This window comes from Roseibium album, from assembly GCF_965233825.1.
Lineage (GTDB): Bacteria > Pseudomonadota > Alphaproteobacteria > Rhizobiales > Stappiaceae > Roseibium > Roseibium album.
The window spans coordinates 1,180,001-1,193,938 of record NZ_OZ247583.1; the positions used below are offsets into that span (position 1 = coordinate 1,180,001).

Genomic DNA, 13,938 nt, shown 5'->3' on the forward strand with positions numbered 1-13,938 from the left:
GTAGGGCGGGACACGTGAAATCCTGTCTGAACATGGGGGGACCACCCTCCAAGCCTAAGTACTCCTTGTCGACCGATAGCGAACAAGTACCGTGAGGGAAAGGTGAAAAGCACCCCGACGAGGGGAGTGAAACAGATCCTGAAACCGGATGCCTACAAACAGTTGGAGGGCGCAAGCCTGACAGCGTACCTTTTGTATAATGGGTCAGCGACTTAATTTAACGAGCAAGCTTAAGCCGATAGGTGTAGGCGTAGCGAAAGCGAGTCTGAACAGGGCGTTTTAGTTCGTTGGATTAGACCCGAAACCGAGTGATCTAGCCATGGCCAGGTTGAAGGTGCGGTAACACGCACTGGAGGACCGAACCCACGCCTGTTGAAAAAGTCGGGGATGAGCTGTGGCTAGGGGTGAAAGGCCAATCAAACTCGGAAATAGCTGGTTCTCCGCGAAATCTATTTAGGTAGAGCGTCGGATGAATACTCTCGGGGGTAGAGCACTGGATGGGCTATGGGGGCTTACCGCCTTACTGATCCTAACCAAACTCCGAATACCGAGAAGTACTATCCGGCAGACACACAGTGGGTGCTAACGTCCATTGTGGAGAGGGAAACAACCCTGACCGCCAGTTAAGGTCCCTAAGTTATGGCTAAGTGGGAAAGGATGTAGGACTCCCAAAACAACCAGGATGTTGGCTTAGAAGCAGCCATCATTTAAAGAAAGCGTAACAGCTCACTGGTCTAAATAAGGGGTCCCGCGCCGAAAATGTACCGGGGCTCAAGCCATACACCGAAACTGCGGGTGCATCTTATGATGCGCGGTAGCGGAGCGTTCTGTAAGTCTGCGAAGGGATACCTGTGAGGGGTCCTGGAGATATCAGAAGTGCGAATGCTGACATGAGTAACGATAAAGCGGGTGAGAGACCCGCTCGCCGAAAGTCCAAGGGTTCCTGCGCAACGCTAATCGGCGCAGGGTTAGCCGGCCCCTAAGGCGAGGCCGAAAGGCGTAGTCGATGGGAATGCAGTTAATATTCTGCAGCTTGGTGGTAGTGACGGATGCAGTGTGTTGTATCTCCTTATTGGATTGGGGGTGCAGCGAATGTGTTCCAGGAAATAGCTCCACTTTATAAACCGTACCCGAAACCGACACAGGTGGACTGGTAGAGAATACCAAGGCGCTTGAGAGAACTATGCTGAAGGAACTCGGCAAAATGCTCCCGTAAGTTCGCGAGAAGGGAGACCTCGGTCCGGGCAACCGGATTGGGGTGGCACAGACCAGGGGGTGGCGACTGTTTATCAAAAACACAGGGCTCTGCGAAGCCGCAAGGCGACGTATAGGGTCTGACGCCTGCCCGGTGCTGGAAGGTTAAGAGGAGGTGTGCAAGCACCGAATTGAAGCCCCAGTAAACGGCGGCCGTAACTATAACGGTCCTAAGGTAGCGAAATTCCTTGTCGGGTAAGTTCCGACCTGCACGAATGGCGTAACGACTTCCCCGCTGTCTCCAGCATAGACTCAGTGAAATTGAATTCCCCGTGAAGATGCGGGGTTCCTGCGGTCAGACGGAAAGACCCCGTGCACCTTTACTACAGCTTCACACTGGTATTCGTCACGACATGTGTAGGATAGGTGGTAGACGTTGAAGCCTTGGCGCCAGCTGAGGTGGAGTCACCCTTGAAATACCACCCTTGTCGTCATGGATATCTAACCGCGGTACAACAATATCCGGGACCGTGTGTGGCGGGTAGTTGACTGGGGCGGTCGCCTCCCAAATGGTAACGGAGGCGCGCGAAGGTGGGCTCAGAGCGGTCGGAAATCGCTCGTTGAGTGCAATGGCATAAGCCTGCCTGACTGCGAGACTGACAAGTCGAGCAGAGACGAAAGTCGGCCATAGTGATCCGGTGGTCCCTCGTGGAAGGGCCATCGCTCAACGGATAAAAGGTACGCCGGGGATAACAGGCTGATGATGCCCAAGAGTCCATATCGACGGCATTGTTTGGCACCTCGATGTCGACTCATCACATCCTGGGGCTGGAGCAGGTCCCAAGGGTTTGGCTGTTCGCCAATTAAAGTGGTACGTGAGTTGGGTTCAGAACGTCGCGAGACAGTTCGGTCCCTATCTGCCGTGGGTGTAGGAGAATTGAGAGGATCTGTCCCTAGTACGAGAGGACCGGGATGGACGTACCTCTGGTGGACCTGTTGTGGCGCCAGCCGCATTGCAGGGTAGCTATGTACGGAAGGGATAACCGCTGAAAGCATCTAAGCGGGAAACCCACCTCAAAACCAGTTCTCCCTGAAGAGCCGTGGAAGACCACCACGTCGATAGGAAGCGTGTGGAAGTGTGGCAACGCATGAAGCTTAGCTTTACTAATAGCTCGTTTGGCTTGATCCTCTCATTAGTCAATGCTCATCTTTTAAAAGCGCCAAAGGCGCTTTGAAACGATCATTTTAAGTGCACTACCGCCTAGCGGCTACTTGAGTGCGTTTGAAATGATCAAACCAAGACCAGTTTTACCCCTCGTGGAAACACAGTTCGAAGCGCAAGCTTCGCAAGGCCAAGCGGCCGCCGCCCGGTCAGGGCGCGCTCCCGCAGGCCAGCGCTTGAAAAGCGCGGTGCGGCCGTGAGGGAAAAGCAAACTGCGCTTCGCCGGCCTGGTGGCCTCAGCGGGGAGCCCCCACCCGATCCCATCCCGAACTCGGCCGTGAAACTCCCCAGCGCCAATGGTACTGCATCTTAAGGTGTGGGAGAGTAGGTCGTCGCCAGGCCTGCAAAACGCAGTTTGACATTTTTAGTGCGCTACCGCCTATCGGCTGCTTGAGCGCGCATCTCTTCAACATAGCGCTCACGGCCGCATCGGGCTTCGCCCTGGCCTCCCAAATCCAGGTTTTTTGGGGCGGCCAAAAGTGGCCGGCGCGCACTTGCGCTTGCCTTCGCTGCGCTTCGGAACTCTTGTCCCTTAACAGCGCAGCATCCAAGGCAACAAAATTCCAGGGCATGCCCCAGATGGAGCAGCCCACGCGACGCCCGCAGATCCGAAAGGATCGAGGACGCGCTAAACAAAAATGACCGGGCAAACAAAGCCCTCGCCGGAAACTTCGGTTCCCGAGCACACAAAAATAACGCGGGATGGAGCAGTCCGGTAGCTCGTCAGGCTCATAACCTGAAGGTCGCAGGTTCAAATCCTGCTCCCGCAACCAAATACGCCAAAGGCCGTCCAACAGGGCGGTCTTTGGCGTATCTGGACAGTGGATACAGGCGAGAACCTCTCCGGGCCCCATCAAGGAGGGCAAAGACCGACGCAGAAGGGCAAAAAAACACCAAATCCTGATCCCGCAAACAAATAAAGCCTGCCGAGAAATCGGACGGGCTTTTTTGTTGCACCCGACAAGGACCCGGACCTTGCAAAACGCGACCAAAAGGCCAGGTTCACGACAAGCGCCTAGACCCAAAGCGCAACGCGAAAGCAAAATCCCGATCCCGCAAACAATTAAAGCCCGCCGAGAAATCGGACGGGCTTTTTTTCGTTCTAACCTACAACAAACCGCGCACCCTGACCCTTTGTTTCCCTAAACCTAACGGCTGACCTCTTCAAAGGGGGAGGATCAGCCAACCCGGCAAGACCCAATCCCTGCACCAGCTTTGACGCGACCCATCCCGAGGCAAGCTACAAATACCGAAAAGCATCATCGGATGCTCTAAGAACAACAGCGTGTATGTCTGCCAAGATTTCCCGGTTGGCCCAGGTCGGATCTGATGTGTGCTCTTCAAGATGAACGAGAGTGAAATCATCCAGCGATTAGTTGTTTTGAGTAAGGCCAAGCCGCCCGAGCCGGCCTCGCTCCTGGCTTCAGACGACCTTGACGGACAGGGTTCCGACGGATTCGATGCTCGCTTCCATCGTGTCACCTGGCTCCACGGCATTTACGCCCGAAGGAGTCCCGGCCATGATCACATCTCCCGCCGCGAGTTCGAAGTATTCCGAGAGATAGGAGATCATCTCCGGCACCTTCCAGATCATCTGGTTCAGATCACCTTCTTGTCGCAAGTCGCCGTTGACTGTTAGTTCAATCCGGCCCTGATCCGGGTGGCCAACATCGGAGACCGGATGCAATGGACCCACTGGTCCGGACCGCTCGAATGCTTTGCCGATTTCCCAGGGGCGTCCCATCTTCTTCATTTCACCCTGCAAGTCCCTGCGCGTCATGTCCAGCGACACACCGTAGCCCCAGACGTGGTCGAGAGCATCTGACAGGGCGATGTTGGTACCTCCACTCTTCAGGCCAACCAGGAGTTCGACCTCGTGGTGTACGTCAGATGTGTGCGGTGGGTAGGGAAATTCCCCGGAAGCGTCCAGATTGTTTGGGTTCTTTTGAAAAAAGAAGGGAGGTTCGCGATTGGGATCGTGTCCCATTTCGACAGCATGTGCCGCAAAATTCCGGCCAATGCAGTAGACACGACGGACGGGAAAAGACCCTCCGTCGCTGGTGGGAATGACGTGTACCTTTGGTGTCTCGATTACATGCTCAGACATCGCTTTCCTCGCTTGCGGTCAGTTGTAGTTGGGCCCGCAGACTCGCGATACCGACTTAGGACCGCTCGCTTTATGACTTGGACCGAATGCACAAAAAATAAACTCGTTGGCAATGAGTTTTGGTCAACCAATTATTGAATCGGTTGGGACTTAACTCTCACCCAAAACGACTTCTGGCATCATCCGCGAATAAACCGAGCGCAGGTGTTGCTGCATCATTTGCATGGCCAGTTCACCGTTTCCGGACGAGATCGCCCGCACGATCGCATCGTGTTCGACAAAGCTTGTATAGCCGGGCACGGGCTTGCGGGTATCACGCGGTTGACCCCAGACAATTGAGCGGCGCACCGAGTTCAGCGTCTCGAAAAAGTACAGGTAAAGCTGATTGCGTGTGCTTCGCGCGATAGCGTGGTGCAACTTGTTGTCCCACGCTTCGTAGGCGCGCCAGTCCTTGGCTTCGCGGCACTTCTCAGCGCAAATTTTCATTTGTTTACAATCAGATTTGCTCGCGTTCTTTGCAGCGAGCCGCGCCAGTTCAGGCTCAATGCTGTAGCGGACCGTGATCACCTGTTCGGGCTTTATCTGGTCGCGGAGGTAGGTGACATCCTGAAGGTTCAGGACGGGCCGCGAGCCGACGAATGTGCCGCGTCCGACATGCCGCCAGATCAACCCCTGCGCCTCGAGGTCGGCAAGAGCTTTACGCAGTTGGTTGCGTGTCGTGTCCAAACGTTTGCACAGTTCGCGCTCGGGCAAAATGCGGTCGTTCAACCGATATCCGGCACTATCGATCAGGTCACGCAGTCTTTGTGATAGTTCGGCTGTCTCGTTCATGTCGCCACCCAATTTGCTGATTGGTTGATTGAATTAGAGCGAGAGTCAATCAACTCTTGTCAGCAAGGTTAGCAAGAGATCGCGAAACATCGCGACACTCTGCCGCAAAAAAAGACGGTATCGGGAGGAAAATGACGTGCGTCTAGCCACAGTGTCATCAGGTGGAGAGAATATCTGTGCGGCCGTTCTGAAAGACGACCGGCTTTTGAACCTGTCCAAAGCCGCGCACCACCTGACGGGCCCTGCTGCCGAGGCATTGAAGGCAAATTCAATGCTCCTTCTGATTGCCGGATCGCCGGAGACGCTCGATACCGCACGCAACCTTGTGGACGACGCTGAAGCGGGTCTCCTTGACGCGGCGATTCTGCCCGAGGGGGCAGATCTGCTGGCGCCAATTCCCGTCATTCGCAAGAACGTTCTATGTGTCGGGCGCAACTATGCTGAACACATCACCGAGGGGGACCGGGCGCAAAAGCAGCAGGTCGGCGTAACCGAGTATCCGGTTTTCTTCACCAAACCGCCGACGTCCATCGTAGGCCCGGGCGGCGATGTGCTGACCTTTCCGAACGTCTCAAAGCAAACTGACTACGAAGTTGAACTGGCCGTGATTATCGGCACGCCGGGGCGCAATATCGCCAAGGCGGACGCAATGAAACACGTCTTCGGCTACACTATTTTGAATGACATCTCCGCCCGCGACGTACAGCGCCGCCATGGCGGGCAGAATTTCAAGGGAAAGGCCTTTGACGGCTCTTGCCCCATGGGTCCTTGGATTGTGACCGCGGACGCCATTGATGATCCGCATGCTTTGCCGATTTCGCTGACCGTAAATGGTGAGATCCGGCAGAACGGCAACACCGCGGACATGATTTTCGATATCGAGACACTTATCGCCTCGTTGTCGGAGGGCATGACGTTGGAGCCCGGTGACATCATCGCGACCGGTACGCCGTCGGGCGTGGGATACGCCATGGACCCACCAAGTTTCCTGAAGGATGGCGACACCGTCGTTTGCAACATTTCAGGGATCGGCACGCTCACGAACTCGGTGCGTGCCGTATAAGCGATCTTCCGAAGACGTCGATAGGACGAGGGGGATTGGAAAGAACGCGAAGGGAGGAATAAGCGTATGATGAACCGCAGAACATTAACATCTTTACTGACGGCAGCGCTGGCAGCCGGATTGTTTGGAAAGGTTACGTTTGCGCAAGACTTGCAAGAAATTACTTTCGTGCAGCCGAGCCCGTCAGCCATCAACTCGTTTCCGGTCTTTGTCGCCATAGGCGAAGGGTTTTTCGAAGACGAGGGCTTGAACGTTACGGTCGAAGCCATCAATGGTTCGGGTGCGGTTTTGCAGGCGTTGTCTGCAGGTCAAGCGCAGTTCGGCCGTCCGGGCCCCGGCCCGCTTATCGCAGCGCGTTCACGCGGTGTGGATGCCACACATATCTACAACGTGGCTGCACGGAGCAATTTTGGAATCGCAGTTCAAGAAGGCTCCGATTTTCAGAAGATCGAGGACCTGCGCGGCAAGGTTATCGGGACCGGTACAGCGGACGGTGCTGAGGTGGGCTTTGCCCGCAACGTGCTGACCGGGGCTGGAATGGTCGAAGGCACTGACTTTGAGTTCCTCACGGTCGGTGACGGTGGCCCGGCAACCGCGGCGTTCCTGAACGGAGAAATTGACGCCTATTCTGCGTCCACCGCAGATACAGCGGTTCTCAACCAGCGCGGCATGAAGGTGCGTGACATCACACCCGCCGAGTTCGGCCGGTTCTTCGGCAACGGCATTGCCACCATGGCCGATACGATCGCCAACGACCGTGAGCTTGTTGAAGCATGGAGCCGTGCCTTTGCCAAGGGCCATGCCTTTGCACTGGACGACGCCAATCGCGATGCAGTTCTTGCCCACCTTGCCGCAGGCAATCCGCAGGAAGGTGAAGACAAGGAGTTCCAGGCTGCACTGTTCGATGCGGTTCGTTCCAAGACAATTGCTGCTGGCGACAGCCCGCATCTTGGCTGGTATCCGGCGGCAGTCTGGGAAGAATGGCAGGATGCTCTCGTCGCTGGCGGTGAAATCCCAGGACCTCTCGATGATCTGAGCGTGATCTGGACCAATGAGTTCGCAGAGCTCGGAAGTGCAGGCGTCGGAAAATGAACGCCTCATTGGCAAATGACTACTCCGGCGCTTCATCTGAAGCGCCGGTTTATGAGTTGACCAATGTCAGCAAGACGTACGCGCGCAATGCGGTGATCGCGCTGGAGAACGTGGACCTCACCTTGCGCCACGGGAGCTTCACGTCGGTTATCGGATCAAGCGGCTGCGGGAAATCGACCCTGTTGAAGATCATGGCGGGGCTCATTCCACCCACGAAAGGCCGTGTCATCCTTCAGGACAAGCCTGTCACCGGTCCGCGGCGCGACATCGGAATGATGTTCCAGCAAGCCACGCTCTTCCCCTGGAAGACTGCGGTCGAGAACATCGTGCTGCCGATCGAGATCCGTGACGGGAAAGCGGCCGCCAAGCAGGCGAGGGAAAAGGCGCATGACCTGCTCGACATTGTCGGGCTGAAAGGGTTCGAGAACGTTTATCCCAATGAACTGTCCGGCGGCATGGCGCAGCGCGCGTCGATCTGCCGGATGCTGATTACCGAACCGGCAGTTCTGCTTTTGGACGAACCGTTCAGCGCGCTGGACGAGCTGTCTCGCGACATGATGAACATGGAATTGCAGAGAATTTGCCGTGAGCAGGACGCGACGGCCTTTCTGGTCACGCATTCCATTCAGGAGGCGGTGATACTGTCGGATGAGATCGTCGTAATGAAACCCCGCCCTGGCCGAATTGCGGAGATCGTCCACGTTGATCTGCCCCGGCCGCGCACGCTTGATATGATGACGACACCGAGATTTGGCGAAATCGTGGATCATATTCGCAGCATGTTGGACAAGGGAGAAGACATGTGACTGATGCGCCCACCAATCAGCGGCTAGAGGCCGAAGCAGCGGACGATACCGTCTGGGTTCAGGAAGTTGCATTCATCGATTCCGTGCCCCGTTGGATCGCCATGACATTTGTGTTCGTGGTTTTCATCGGCACGTGGGATCTGGTAACACGCCTGGAACTCGTTTCGCCGATCATTTTGCCCACGCCGTGGGAAACCTTCGACGACATGATCTTTGTCGGAAACAATCTTCTTAGCGGCGGCTATATGCTTGTTTCTCTTTGGATCACAGTCAAAGAGGTGATCTACGGATTCGCCCTGGCCATCACACTCGGCTTCTCGCTTGGTGTACTCGTCGGCGAAACAGTCTTCGGGGAAAAAGCTGTCATGCCTTACCTGGTAGCCATCGACACCATGCCGAAGGTTGCTTTTGCGCCCCTCTTTGTTGCCTGGCTGGGCTTCGGCATCGAATCCAAAGTGGCTCTGGCGGCGTTTATCGCCACCTTCCCGATCGTGGTGGGAACGGCCGCAGGTCTTCACTCGGCTGATGAGAATGCTCGCATGCTCTTCAAGACCATGGGTGCGAGCCGGATGCAGACGTTGATCAAGATGAAGCTTCCCACCGGGCTGCCGCAGATCTTCACAGGGCTTAAGATCGGCGCCGTCGGCGTTATGGCCGGCGCGATCACGGGCGAATTCCTGGGCGGCGGCAAGGGCTTTGGCGAACTGATCCGGGTCGCTGCATCCCAGCTCAACACGCCCCGGGTATTCTCGCTGATCCTGTATCTGAGCCTCGTCGGGCTTGCACTGTACCTGATCGTGCAATGGACACAGCGCAGGATCGTCTTCTGGCAGAAGGAATCCGTAGGTGCACACGACAACTGAAGAATCCGCCATACCGGTGCAAACCCTGCGTGATTTCGTTTCGGCTGCGCTGCAGTCGAAGGGCGTCCCGCATGATGATGCCGTCACAGTCGCCACGCTCATGGTTGAGGCGGACATCTTTGGGTATGGCACGCATGGTGTTTTTCGCCTGCGGCAATACCTGGCGCGTTTGGACGGTGGCGGCTGCAACCCGACGCCGTCTGTGACTGTGGCGCAGGAAACAATTGCAACGGGGGTGATCGACGGGGACGACGGGCTCGGCCATCTTGCCATGTCCGCTGCGCGCGATCTTGCCATCGAAAAGGCGCGCGCCGCCGGTATTGGCTGGGTTGGTGTCCGCCGCGGCAATCATGCCGGGCCCTTGGCGCTTTATGTGCGCACGCAGGCCGAGGCCGGTCTGCTTGGCATGGCGGCTGCAGTAGGAAGCGCGAACCACGTTCCTCCATATGGGGGAACCGACCTGCTGCTTGGGACCAACCCGATCGCGTTCTCGGCACCTGCAGCCGGTGCCGATCCATTCGTATTCGATATGGCCACAACCGTTGCAGCGATGGGAAAGATCAAGACGCTGCTGCAGCAGGGCAAGGAGATGCCGGAAGGCTGGATGGTTGGACGGGACGGCAAACCGCTCACGGATCCAGCCCGGAAATCAGAGGGCTTCCTCCTGCCGATCGGCGGCCCAAAGGGATTTGGTTTGTCGATTGCAATTGGGCTCATGGCCGGTGTGCTCAACGGGGCTGCCTTCGGCTCGGATGTGGTCGACTTCACGAATGACACGAGCTCTTCGACAAATACCGGGATGTTTGTCATGGCACTTGATCCCGCTGCCTTCGGAATTGGGGACGATTTTGCGGGTTCCGCCAGTCGGGTCTTTGACGAGATGCGCGCCTCCGACCCGCTTCCGGGTCACGACCCTGTCCGCTTGCCAGGAGACGGCAAGACCGCGGCGGCTGATGCCCGCCGGTCAAGCGGCCTTGTTCTGAACCCTGCTCTGCGGCGTGACCTGAATGTGCTTGCAGCTGATTGCGGGCTCCCTGCTCCGTTTCCGGACGAACCCGCAAAAGGCTGACAACGCGGCTGCGGGGAACACTTGCTTGCGAGAAGCGATGCCGGTGAGGTCGTTCAGACAGAGCCACGTCGAAAGCACACCCGGACCTGTTCCCTAGTCGGCTTCATGGTCGGCCGCGTTCTTCAACCAGCGCAGCACTGAATTTTGCTTGTTTTTCATGTGAACGCTCAGGATTGATGCCAGCATCTTGCCGTCGCGCGCTTCCAGCGCTCTCATGATTTCATTGTGTTCGTCCACGGCTTCGCTCCAGCGCTCGTCAGACATGTTGGCCGCATATCGTGCGCGCTGCATACGTGCTGACAATGCCATGCTGGAGTTGGCCAGGGTTTCGTTTCTTGCAGCAGTAAGTATGCCAAGATGGATGTCTTGGTTAAGTTTGAAATACGTGGCCAGGTCCCTGTCGCGATAGCTTTTTATCATTGCGTCGTGAAGCGAGCGGATCCCGGCTATTTCCTCGTCAGTGACCTTTGCGCAGGCCAGCTCACCCGACAGGCCCTCAAGAACGGCAAGCACCGGAAAGACCTCTTCAACCTCTTCTATGGTGATCAAGGTGACCCATGCGCCGCGATTTGGTTCCAATCGGACCAAACCTTCCGCGGCCAAGACCTTCAATGCCTCGCGCATTGGCGTCCGCGAGACGCTGAATTGTTCACAAAGGGCCTTTTCGGGAACTTTCTTGCCCGGGGCAATTTCGCTTTCGATGATCAGGGGACGCAGACGTTCCACCAGTTCAAGGTGAAGCGATCTTCGCTCGATGACCATGTTTGCGGATAAATCAGTCATTTTGCACCGTGTTGTCCGGTTTCAGTGCCAAGTCGAGAAGTTGGGCCATGTGCATCGGATTGCAATCGGTGTTGTCCGCTATTTGGTGGCGACAGGACGTGCCATCTGCCACGACAATTGCATCGCCAGATGCGGCGCGCGCAGCGGGAAGAACGTCCAGTTCGGCCATCTTTATCGACGTGTCATATGTGTCCACACCATAGCCGAATGCACCGGCCATACCACAGCAACTGCTGTCGATCTTGGTTACATTGGTACCCGGCAACAGTGCCAGCATTTTTTCGATTGCGGGCATAACTCCCATTGCTTTCTGATGGCAGTGCCCGTGCAGTATCACCTCGGGCGCCGGAGATTCAAGGCGCGAGATGAAGTGCGGATTGTCCCCCTGATCGGCAATGAATTCCTCGAACATCCGTGCCAGTTTAGCGATCTTTTCGCTATCTTCGCCAGGTAAAAGCGCAGGTATTTCGTCGCGAAGGGTCAACAGGCAGCTTGGTTCCAGCCCGACAATGGGAATGTCAAGTTCCGCATAAGGCATCAGGGCATCGATAAGCCGTTTTGCCTCTTGCCGTGCCTGATCCACCAATCCGACCGACAAGAATGTGCGACCGCAACATAATGCACGGCCCTGGTTGGCAGGCCTTGCCACATCAAGGGATCCGCCCGTGGCGTTCAGAACTCTGACTGCCGCGCGCAGGTTTTCGGGCTCGAAATAGCGGTTGAAACTGTCGACGAACAGAACCGCGTCCGGTGCGGAGGTCGCGCTGACCTCGGTATCCTTGAACGGCTTCGCGGCCCATCTGGGCAAGGGGCGTTTTGCTGTAAAACCCGTCAAGCGTTCGGTTGCCATGGCCAAACCCGGTACCTTGTCCCGCAGGTTCAAGAGAAAAGGCATTTTTGCCGCCCAGGGCGCATATCGCGGCAAGTAGCCGATGAGGCGATCATGAAGGCTGGAGCCATGCTTTTTTGCGCGCGCAGACAGCACCTCAATCTTCATCCGCGCCATATCCACGCCGGTCGGGCACTCGCGCTTGCAGCCCTTGCAGGACACACAAAGCTTCATCGCATCTGCCATCTCTTCCGATACCAGTGCGTCGGGCCCAAGCTGTCCGGAAATCGCAAGGCGGAGGGTGTTGGCGCGGCCGCGGGTCAGGTCCTTTTCCTTGCGCGTCACTCGAAACGAGGGACACATGACGCCGCCTCTCAGTTTGCGGCAGGCGCCGTTGTTGTTGCACATTTCAACCGCACCCTGAAATCCGCCGTCTTGGCCGGACCAATCGGACCAATCCAGTTCGGTTTTCAGGTGCGAGACCCGGTATTCCGGTCCATAGCGAAACAGGCGACGGTCATCCATCTTTGGCGCATTGACGATCTTGCCGGGGTTAAACACGCCGGTCGGATCGAAACGGTCTTTCACCTCCTCAAAGGTTGCGACCATGCGGGAGCCAAACATCTTTTCATGAAATTCCGAGCGGACGATGCCGTCACCATGCTCACCTGAATGCGACCCCTTGTAGCGGGCAACAAGATCAAAACACTCTTCGGCAATCGCGCGCATTGTGGCGACGTCATTGTCCAGCTTCAGGTTCAACACCGGGCGCACGTGCAGACATCCGACCGACGCATGTGCGTACCATGTACCTGTGGTGCCGTGGCGTTCAAAAATCTCCGTGAGCCCAGCCGTGTAGGCGGCAAGGTCAGGCAGTTCAACCGCGCAATCCTCTACAAACGATACGGGCTTTCCCGCGGTCTTCATGGACATCATTATGTTGAGGCCAGATTTGCGCAGTTCAGCGATCTGTCCCTGCAGGCCTGCATCCGTCACCGCGGTGACACCGCCCCAGGCCTTGCCGGTCCCGGTCCAGGAAAACCCGAGATCGCCCATCATCTGCTCGAGATCTTTTAACTTTTGCACCCCGTTGGCTCGCGTGAATTCCACCAGCAGCAAAGCCTCTGGCGTGCCGGTCACAAAATTTTCGATTGTCCTGGCAAAAAGCGGAATGTCGCGAGCCAGCGCGATCATCGTATGATCGACCAACTCAACGCCCTCGGGATCAAGTGTCACCAGATGCTGCGCCGCGTCCATTGCCTGATGGAAGGTCGGGAAGTGACACACACCCAGGGCTTTGCCATCCTGAAGCGGGGAGAGTTTCAGCTCGATCGCGGTTGTGTAGGCAAGCGTGCCTTCCGAGCCAACAAGAAGATGAGCGAGGTTCTGGGCGTCCAGTCCAGAGGTCAGCGCGTCGATGTTGTAGCCACCCACGCGGCGCATGACATTGGGGAACCGGGCAGCGATCTCAGCCGATTCCCTCTGGCCGATCGCCGCAAGATCGTGGCAAAGCGTGTTGTAAGCCGTGTTCTGCTCGGTAAGACCCGCCCCAAACCTGTGTTTGCTGCCATCGGCCAGGATCGCGTCGATCGACAGGACATTGTCCCGCATCATGCCGTACCGGATGGATTTCCCACCGCAGGAGTTGTTTCCCGTCATCCCGCCAATTGTTGCGCGCGACGCTGTGGAGACATCGACCGGGAACCAAAGTCCATGCGGTTTGAGCACTCGGTTCAGTTCATCGAGCACGATGCCTGGGCGCACGACACAGCGTTTGTTTGCGACGTCAAGTTCGAGAATTTCGTTGAAATGCTCAGAGTTGTCCAAAACCAGCGCTTCGTTGACGGTCTGTCCGCACTGTGATGTGCCGCCGCCGCGGGGAAGGATCGGCATGCCTTGATCGCGCGCGCAGTCAATCGCCGCGAGAATGTCGTCTTCTGATCTGGGTGTCAGCACGCCCACCGGCATCATCTGATAAATCGATGCGTCCGTCGCATAGCGACCGCGCGAGAACGAATCGAACATCAGATCGCCCGACACCCTTTTTGAAAGCTCACGCGCAATGTCGTTCAACGCCGG

9 protein-coding genes, 1 tRNA gene and 2 rRNA genes (1 of these 12 running past the window's edge) are annotated in these 13,938 nt (G+C 56.8%); 8 read left to right on the top strand and 4 right to left on the bottom strand.

The window, feature by feature from the left end; all coding sequences use genetic code 11:
- The 3 genes from ACO6TI_RS05570 to ACO6TI_RS05580 all read left to right on the top strand — a co-directional run.
- Positions 1-2,383 (top strand): 23S ribosomal RNA (locus ACO6TI_RS05570); it begins 339 nt to the left of the window's first position.
- Between the two features lie 259 nt (positions 2,384-2,642).
- Positions 2,643-2,757: ribosomal RNA gene (gene rrf, locus ACO6TI_RS05575) — 5S ribosomal RNA — on the top strand.
- Between the two features lie 355 nt (positions 2,758-3,112).
- A tRNA-Met gene (locus ACO6TI_RS05580) sits at positions 3,113-3,189 on the top strand.
- 650 nt (positions 3,190-3,839) lie between these two features.
- Here ACO6TI_RS05580 and ACO6TI_RS05585 read toward each other — a convergent pair.
- Positions 3,840-4,523 carry a fumarylacetoacetate hydrolase family protein gene (locus tag ACO6TI_RS05585; protein WP_055120861.1) on the bottom strand — a complete coding sequence of 228 codons (684 nt, stop codon included), beginning with the start codon at positions 4,521-4,523 and terminating at the stop codon, positions 3,840-3,842.
- Positions 4,524-4,673: 150 nt separating this feature from the next.
- Complete coding sequence (locus ACO6TI_RS05590) at positions 4,674-5,354, bottom strand: FadR/GntR family transcriptional regulator (RefSeq protein WP_422384507.1); 681 nt, start codon at positions 5,352-5,354, stop codon at positions 4,674-4,676.
- A gap of 136 nt (positions 5,355-5,490) precedes the next feature.
- Here ACO6TI_RS05590 and ACO6TI_RS05595 point away from each other — a divergent pair, with 136 nt between their 5' ends.
- The 5 genes from ACO6TI_RS05595 to ACO6TI_RS05615 all read left to right on the top strand — a co-directional run bounded on the left by ACO6TI_RS05595 (position 5,491) and on the right by ACO6TI_RS05615 (position 10,247).
- Positions 5,491-6,417 carry a fumarylacetoacetate hydrolase family protein gene (locus ACO6TI_RS05595; RefSeq protein WP_055120865.1) on the top strand — a complete coding sequence of 309 codons (927 nt, stop codon included), beginning with the start codon at positions 5,491-5,493 and terminating at the stop codon, positions 6,415-6,417.
- Between the two features lie 66 nt (positions 6,418-6,483).
- A complete protein-coding gene (locus ACO6TI_RS05600) occupies positions 6,484-7,509 on the top strand; it encodes an ABC transporter substrate-binding protein (RefSeq protein ID WP_196896767.1) in 1,026 nt (341 codons plus the stop codon).
- Positions 7,506-8,315 carry an ABC transporter ATP-binding protein gene (locus ACO6TI_RS05605; RefSeq protein ID WP_055120868.1) on the top strand — a complete coding sequence of 270 codons (810 nt, stop codon included), beginning with the start codon at positions 7,506-7,508 and terminating at the stop codon, positions 8,313-8,315. Before ACO6TI_RS05600 ends, ACO6TI_RS05605 begins: the two co-directional genes overlap by 4 nt.
- A complete protein-coding gene (locus ACO6TI_RS05610) occupies positions 8,312-9,178 on the top strand; it encodes an ABC transporter permease (protein WP_055120870.1) in 867 nt (288 codons plus the stop codon). The genes ACO6TI_RS05605 and ACO6TI_RS05610 overlap by 4 nt, the downstream gene beginning before the upstream one ends.
- Complete coding sequence (locus tag ACO6TI_RS05615; protein WP_055120872.1) at positions 9,162-10,247, top strand: Ldh family oxidoreductase; 1,086 nt, start codon at positions 9,162-9,164, stop codon at positions 10,245-10,247. The genes ACO6TI_RS05610 and ACO6TI_RS05615 overlap by 17 nt, the downstream gene beginning before the upstream one ends.
- A gap of 93 nt (positions 10,248-10,340) precedes the next feature.
- Here the strand turns inward: ACO6TI_RS05615 and ACO6TI_RS05620 are convergent, their stop codons facing one another.
- Both ACO6TI_RS05620 and ACO6TI_RS05625 read right to left on the bottom strand, forming a co-directional pair.
- Positions 10,341-11,030, bottom strand: coding sequence for a GntR family transcriptional regulator (locus ACO6TI_RS05620; RefSeq protein ID WP_422384508.1), 690 nt, complete (start codon positions 11,028-11,030; stop codon positions 10,341-10,343).
- Complete coding sequence (locus tag ACO6TI_RS05625) at positions 11,023-13,884, bottom strand: FAD-binding and (Fe-S)-binding domain-containing protein (protein ID WP_422385296.1); 2,862 nt, start codon at positions 13,882-13,884, stop codon at positions 11,023-11,025. Before ACO6TI_RS05625 ends, ACO6TI_RS05620 begins: the two co-directional genes overlap by 8 nt.
- Positions 13,885-13,938: the final 54 nt, after the last annotated feature.